7 protein-coding genes are annotated in these 5,917 nt (G+C 61.4%); all 7 read left to right on the top strand.

What is annotated here, in order from left to right:
* Positions 1-2 precede the first annotated feature (2 nt).
* A complete protein-coding gene (sufB, locus tag PQR02_RS39435) occupies positions 3-1,451 on the top strand; it encodes a Fe-S cluster assembly protein SufB (protein WP_408243231.1) in 1,449 nt (482 codons plus the stop codon).
* 42 nt (positions 1,452-1,493) lie between these two features.
* A complete protein-coding gene (gene sufC, locus PQR02_RS39430; protein ID WP_408243230.1) occupies positions 1,494-2,285 on the top strand; it encodes a Fe-S cluster assembly ATPase SufC in 792 nt (263 codons plus the stop codon).
* On the top strand, positions 2,282-3,616 hold the full coding sequence (sufD, locus tag PQR02_RS39425; RefSeq protein ID WP_408243229.1) for a Fe-S cluster assembly protein SufD: 1,335 nt from the start codon (positions 2,282-2,284) through the stop codon (positions 3,614-3,616). The genes sufC and sufD overlap by 4 nt, the downstream gene beginning before the upstream one ends.
* A complete protein-coding gene (locus tag PQR02_RS39420; protein ID WP_408243228.1) occupies positions 3,613-4,866 on the top strand; it encodes a SufS family cysteine desulfurase in 1,254 nt (417 codons plus the stop codon). Before sufD ends, PQR02_RS39420 begins: the two co-directional genes overlap by 4 nt.
* Positions 4,863-5,318: a Fe-S cluster assembly sulfur transfer protein SufU gene (gene sufU, locus PQR02_RS39415; protein ID WP_408243227.1), complete on the top strand. Its 456-nt coding sequence runs from the start codon at positions 4,863-4,865 to the stop codon at positions 5,316-5,318. Before PQR02_RS39420 ends, sufU begins: the two co-directional genes overlap by 4 nt.
* Before the next feature lie 8 nt (positions 5,319-5,326).
* A complete protein-coding gene (locus PQR02_RS39410; protein WP_408243226.1) occupies positions 5,327-5,695 on the top strand; it encodes an SUF system Fe-S cluster assembly protein in 369 nt (122 codons plus the stop codon).
* Between the two features lies 1 nt (position 5,696).
* On the top strand, positions 5,697-5,917 hold a 221-nt coding region (locus tag PQR02_RS39405; protein ID WP_408243225.1), incomplete at its 3' end, for a Rieske (2Fe-2S) protein.

Here is a 5,917-nt window from a genome sequence, read left to right as displayed (position 1 = left end):
GCATGAGCGCATCTACAACCAGTTTCGACGAACTGATCAGTCGCGAGTACCAGCATGGTTTCGTGACCGACCTGGCGGCCGATGCGTTGCCGAGCGGGTTAAGCGAGGACGTGATCCGGCTCATTTCCACAAAGAAAGACGAGCCGGCGTTCATGCTCGAATGGCGGCTCGCGGCCTATCGGCATTGGCTCACGATGACCGAGCCACGTTGGGCGACGGTCTGGCATCCGCCGATCGACTACCAGCGCATCGTCTATTATTCGGCGCCGATGGCGCAGAGGAATCGTCCAAAGAATCTTGATGAAGTCGATCCGGAACTGCTGCGTACCTACGAAAAGCTGGGTGTGCCGCTGGAAGAACGCGAACTCCTGGCAGGCGTCGCGGTGGATGCGGTATTCGACAGCGTGTCGGTCGCAACGACGTTCGGCGAAAAGCTTGCGGAACTCGGCATCGTGTTCTGTTCGTTCTCGGATGCCGTGCAGCATCATCCCGAACTGGTGCAGAAGTATCTCGGCTCGGTGGTGCCGCATACCGACAATTTCTTTGCTGCGCTGAATTCCGCCGTGTTCAGCGACGGCTCGTTCTGCTACATCCCGCCGGGCGTGCGCTGCCCGATGGAGCTGTCTACCTACTTCCGCATCAACGCGCAGAACACCGGGCAGTTCGAGCGCACACTGATCATCGCGGACAAGGGTGCGTATGTGAGCTACCTGGAAGGCTGCACTGCACCGATGCGCGACGAAAATCAGCTGCATGCCGCTGTGGTCGAGCTGATTGCGCTGGAAGGGGCACGGATCCGCTATTCGACCGTGCAGAACTGGTATCCGGGCGACGCATCGGGCAAGGGCGGCATCTACAACTTCGTGACCAAGCGTGGCGATTGCCGGGAGGCGAATTCGAAGATTTCGTGGACTCAGGTGGAAACCGGTTCGGCGATCACGTGGAAGTACCCGAGCGTGATCCTGCAGGGCGATAACTCGGTCGGTGAATTCTATTCGGTGGCGCTGACCAACCACTATCAACAGGCCGATACCGGGACGAAGATGATTCACCTCGGTCGCAATACGCGCAGCACGATTCTGTCGAAAGGCATTTCAGCGGGCCGCGGAAAGAATGCGTATCGCGGCCTCGTGAAGGTCGGCCGTGCGGCCGAAGGTGCGCGCAATTACACACAGTGCGATTCGCTGTTGCTCGGCGACCGTTGCAGCGCACACACGTTCCCCTATATCGAGGTCAAGAACCCGACTGCGAAGGTCGAGCACGAAGCGTCGACATCACGCATCGGCGAAGACCAGCTGTTCTATTGCCGGCAGCGCGGGCTGTCTGCGGAAGATGCGGTGTCGATGATTGTGAACGGCTTCTGCAAGGAAGTCTTCAAGGAACTGCCGATGGAGTTCGCTGTCGAGGCGCAGAAGCTGCTCAGTGTCAGCCTGGAGGGCAGTGTGGGCTAACCGTTAGCACCTGGCCACGGTGAGTCGCGAGGGATTGGAACCATGCTTGAAATCAGCAATCTGCAAGCCGAAGTCGACGGCAAGAAAATTCTGCACGGCATCGATCTGAGCGTGAAGACCGGCGAGGTGCACGCGATCATGGGCCCCAACGGCTCGGGCAAGAGCACGCTTGCCCACGTGCTGGCAGGGCGCGAGGACGTTGTCGTGACCGGCGGAACGGTCTCGTATCTCGGCCGCGATCTTCTCGCGCTCCCGCCCGAGGAACGCGCGCACGCAGGTCTGTTTCTCGCGTTTCAGTATCCGGTTGAGATACCCGGTGTGAGCAACGTTTATCTGCTGAAGGCGGCATTGAACGCGCAGCGCCGGCATCGTGGCGAGCCGGAACTCGACGCGATGGAGTTTCTGCAACTCGTCAAGGAGAAAATGACGCTGATGCAGATGGACGAGACCCTGCTGTACCGCGCAGTCAACGAAGGCTTTTCCGGGGGAGAAAAGAAGCGCAACGAGATCCTGCAGATGGCGGTGCTGGAGCCCCGGCTCGCCATTCTTGACGAAACGGATTCCGGGCTCGACATCGATGCGCTGCAGATCGTTGCGCAGGGCGTCAACAGCATGCGCAGTCCTGAGCGGGCGATTGTGCTGGTTACGCACTATCAACGACTGCTGGATTACGTCGTGCCGGATCGCGTGCATGTGCTGGCGAACGGCCGGATCGTAAAGTCGGGGTCGCGTGAACTGGCACTGGAGCTGGAACGCAAGGGCTATGGCTGGATCGAGGGGGAGGCCGTGCAAGCAGCCGGTGCAGCCAGTGCAATGAGTGCGGGACATCCATGAAAAACGAATCGCTCAACTTCTTCCACCAGGCTTTTGGACAACTCGCGAAGACGTTGCCCGGCGCCGAGTTGCCGTGGCTCCGTACCGCGCGCCGAAGCGCCTTCGAACAGTTCGACGCGCTCGGCTTTCCGACCACACGCCACGAGGACTGGAAGTACACGAACGTGTCGGCGATCGGCAAGCATCCCTGGCATTTCGCGCCGCAACGCACCGGCCCCACCGACGATAGCGGCGTGCGACGCATCGTCGATGAACTCGTGCTGGACCCGGCTGGTCATCGGCTGGTCTTTGTCAACGGTCGGCATGTGCCGCGGCTGTCGAAACTGAATGGCTTGCCGCATGGGGTATTTGTGGGCTCGCTCGCGCGGGCGCTAAGAGAAATACCACAACGACTGCAAGCGGCATTCGCCTCGCGGACGTATGCCGACGGCTTTACCGCGCTCAACACGGCGTTTCTGACGGATGGATTTGTCGTCGTGCTACCGCCAGGGGAGGTCATCGACCAACCGCTGCATATGCTCTTCCTGACCGACGAAGCCGGTCTTGCGGTGCAGCCGTTCAATGCCGTGCTTGCAGGAGCTCGCTCAGGCTGCGTGATCGTCGAGCACTTTGTAGGGCTGGGCGACAACGCGTACTGGACTAATGCGGTTACCCGCATCGTCGCAGACGAACAGGCGGACGTGCAGCACTACCGGTTGCAGCAGGAAGGCTCGAAGGCGTTTCATATCGCGTCGGTCGCTGCCGCGCAGCAACGCGCCAGCTGTTTTACCTCGCATGCGTTCGCGTTCGGCGGCGCTTTGTCGCGCACGGGCATTGACACGTGCCTGAACGCCGAAAACGCGCAAACCACGCTGAATGGTCTCTATGTCGTTGACGGCCGGCAGCACGTCGATCACCACACGCGCATCGATCACGCAGAGCCGTATGGCACGAGTCGCGAATACTACCGCGGCGTGCTCGACGGGGCCGCGCGCGGCGTGTTCAACGGGCGCGTCATTGTGCATCGCGATGCGCAGAAAGCGGACGCGCATCAGGCGAATTACAACCTGCTGCTGTCGCGCGACGCGGAAATCGACACGAAGCCACAACTCGAGATCTATGCCGACGATGTGAAATGCACACACGGTGCGACGGTCGGTCAACTGGACGAGAACCAGTTGTTCTATCTGCGTGCGCGCGGCGTCGAGGAACGGATGGCGCGGGCGCTGCTGACCTACGCATTTGCGCGCGACATTGTCGAACGTGTGCGCATCGATTCTCTGCGCGGTCGGCTTGAAAACCTGCTGCTCGCGCGCACCCCGGAAGGCGAGCGCATCAGGGAGCTGATATGAAGCCGATTGAACAGATGAAGGCGCCAGATCCGCGCAATGTCGAGCACTGGCGGGCCGATTTTCCGATTCTGGGCGAGCGCGTGCATGGCCGGCCATTGGTCTATCTCGACAACGGGGCGACTACGCAAAAACCGGCCTCAGTCATCTACACGGAAAACGCCTACTACCGGCATAGCAACGCCAACGTGCACCGCGGCGTGCATCTGCTGTCGCTGCGTGCGACCGATGCGTTCGAAGCAGCACGCGCGAAGATCGCACGCTTCATCAACGCGCAGCGTCCGGACGAGATCGTGTTTGTACGCGGCACGACCGAAGCGATCAATCTCGTCGCCCAGAGCTTTGCGCGCCCGCAGCTCAAGCCTGGCGACGAAATCCTGATCAGCGCGATGGAGCACCATTCGAATATCGTGCCGTGGCAGTTGGTCTGCGAGCAAACCGGGGCGGTGCTGAAAGTCGTGCCGATTGACGATACGGGCACACTTGATGCCGGCGCGTACGAGCGCTTGTTGAACGACCGTACGCGGCTGGTCGCGATGACGCATCTGGCTAACGCGCTCGGCAGCATCAATCCGGTAGAGCGCATTGTTGCAGCGGCGCACGCGAAGGGCGTGCCGGTGCTGCTGGATGGCGCACAGGCGATCGCGCATCTGCCGGTCGACGTCCGCGCGCTCGATTGTGATTTCTACGCGTTTTCCGGGCATAAGGTGTACGGGCCGACTGGCATCGGCGTGCTGTATGCCAGGGCCGCGCTGCTTGAAGCGATGCCGCCATGGCAGGGCGGCGGCGACATGATCCGTTCGGTGACGTTCGAGACAACGGAATACAACGCGATTCCGTGGAAGTTCGAGGCAGGCACGCCGAACATTGCCGGCGCGATTGCGTTGGGCGCGGCGCTCGACTATGTCGAGCGCATCGGCATGGAAGTCATCGCCGCGCACGAGGCCGGCCTGCTTGCTTATGCAACGGATGCATTGCGCGTGATACCGGGCTTGCGTCTTATCGGTACCGCACGCGACAAGGCGAGCATCCTGTCATTCGTGCTCGACGACGTGCATGCGCATGATGTCGGCACGATTCTCGATAATCACGGCGTCGCCGTGCGGGCGGGCCACCACTGCGCGATGCCGGTGATGCAGCGGTTTGGTGTACCGGCGACAGTGCGCGCGTCACTCGCCCTCTACAACACGCACGAGGATATCGACGCCCTGATCGAAGGTCTCGGCAGGGTCAGGGAGGTATTTGGCTCATGAGTGATCTGCGCGACCTGTATCAGGAAGTCATCTTCGACCACTACCGGCGGCCGCGTAACTGTCATGGGCTGGTCGATGCCAATCACAAGGCCGAGGGCTACAACCCGTTGTGTGGCGACCGGATCACGCTGTATCTGCGAATCGAAGATGGCGTCGTCAAGGACGCAAGTTTCGAAGGCGTGGGCTGTGCGATTGCGACAGCGTCCGCGTCGCTAATGACCGAGGCGCTGAAAGGCAAAACAGAAGCGGAGGCCGAAGCGCTGTTCGGACGTTTTCACGACATGGTGACAACACCCGCTGCAGGGCAGGCGGCAGCCGCGTCGACATTGGGCAAACTGACGGTGCTGTCCGGCGTGCGCGAATTTCCCGCGCGCGTGAAGTGCGCGACGCTCGCGTGGCATACGTTGCATGCGGCGCTGCACGACGAGGAACGCCCCGTTTCGACAGAGTGAGGCAGACGATGAGTCCATTCGACTGGCTGAAGCGCGCTGAGACCGCACAACCTGGCAGCGGCGCAACAACAGAACGTCTTGAAGAACGCGTGATCGACGCGCTGCGCACCGTGTTCGACCCGGAGATTCCGGTCAACATCTACGACCTGGGGCTTGTCTATGGTCTTGACGTGGACGAAGCCGAAGGCCGTGTCGAGGTCCGCATGACGTTGACCGCGCCTGGCTGTCCGGTCGCGCAAACCTTCCCGGCGACGGTGGAGGATGCGGTGTTCTCGGTGAGCGGCGTGAACGACGTGCACGTCGAACTGGTGTGGGATCCGCCGTGGTCAAGAGAGCTGATGTCGGACGCGGCACGCCTGCAATTGGGGATGCTTTGATATGTCCGACTGGGTCGATGTCGCCGCGATCGAGGATTTTCCGCCCGGTGCTAGCCGCAGCGTCGAGGTCGATGGCGCGCCGGTTGCCGTGTTCAATGTCGACGGCACCTGTTATGCGATCGAGGATATCTGCCCGCACGACGGCGGCATCCTGACGGGCGGGGTGGTGGAAGGCGACGTGGTTATCTGTCCACGCCACGGTGCGCGGTTTTGCATCAGGAC

It is taken from the genome of Paraburkholderia sediminicola, assembly GCF_046026895.1.
Lineage (GTDB): Bacteria > Pseudomonadota > Gammaproteobacteria > Burkholderiales > Burkholderiaceae > Paraburkholderia > Paraburkholderia sediminicola_C.
Note: the sequence above shows the minus strand (reverse complement) of the source record. Positions and strands in the feature narration are given on the sequence as shown.

Bases quoted from the DNA above. Each gene is read 5' to 3' on its own strand.
- sufB (WP_408243231.1), top strand. From the start codon at position 3: ATGAGCGCATCTACAACCAGTTTCGACGAACTGATCAGTCGCGAGTAC.
- sufC (WP_408243230.1), top strand. From the start codon at position 1,494: ATGCTTGAAATCAGCAATCTGCAAGCCGAAGTCGACGGCAAGAAAATT.
- sufD (WP_408243229.1), top strand. From the start codon at position 2,282: ATGAAAAACGAATCGCTCAACTTCTTCCACCAGGCTTTTGGACAACTC.
- PQR02_RS39420 (WP_408243228.1), top strand. From the start codon at position 3,613: ATGAAGCCGATTGAACAGATGAAGGCGCCAGATCCGCGCAATGTCGAG.
- sufU (WP_408243227.1), top strand. From the start codon at position 4,863: ATGAGTGATCTGCGCGACCTGTATCAGGAAGTCATCTTCGACCACTAC.
- PQR02_RS39410 (WP_408243226.1), top strand. From the start codon at position 5,327: ATGAGTCCATTCGACTGGCTGAAGCGCGCTGAGACCGCACAACCTGGC.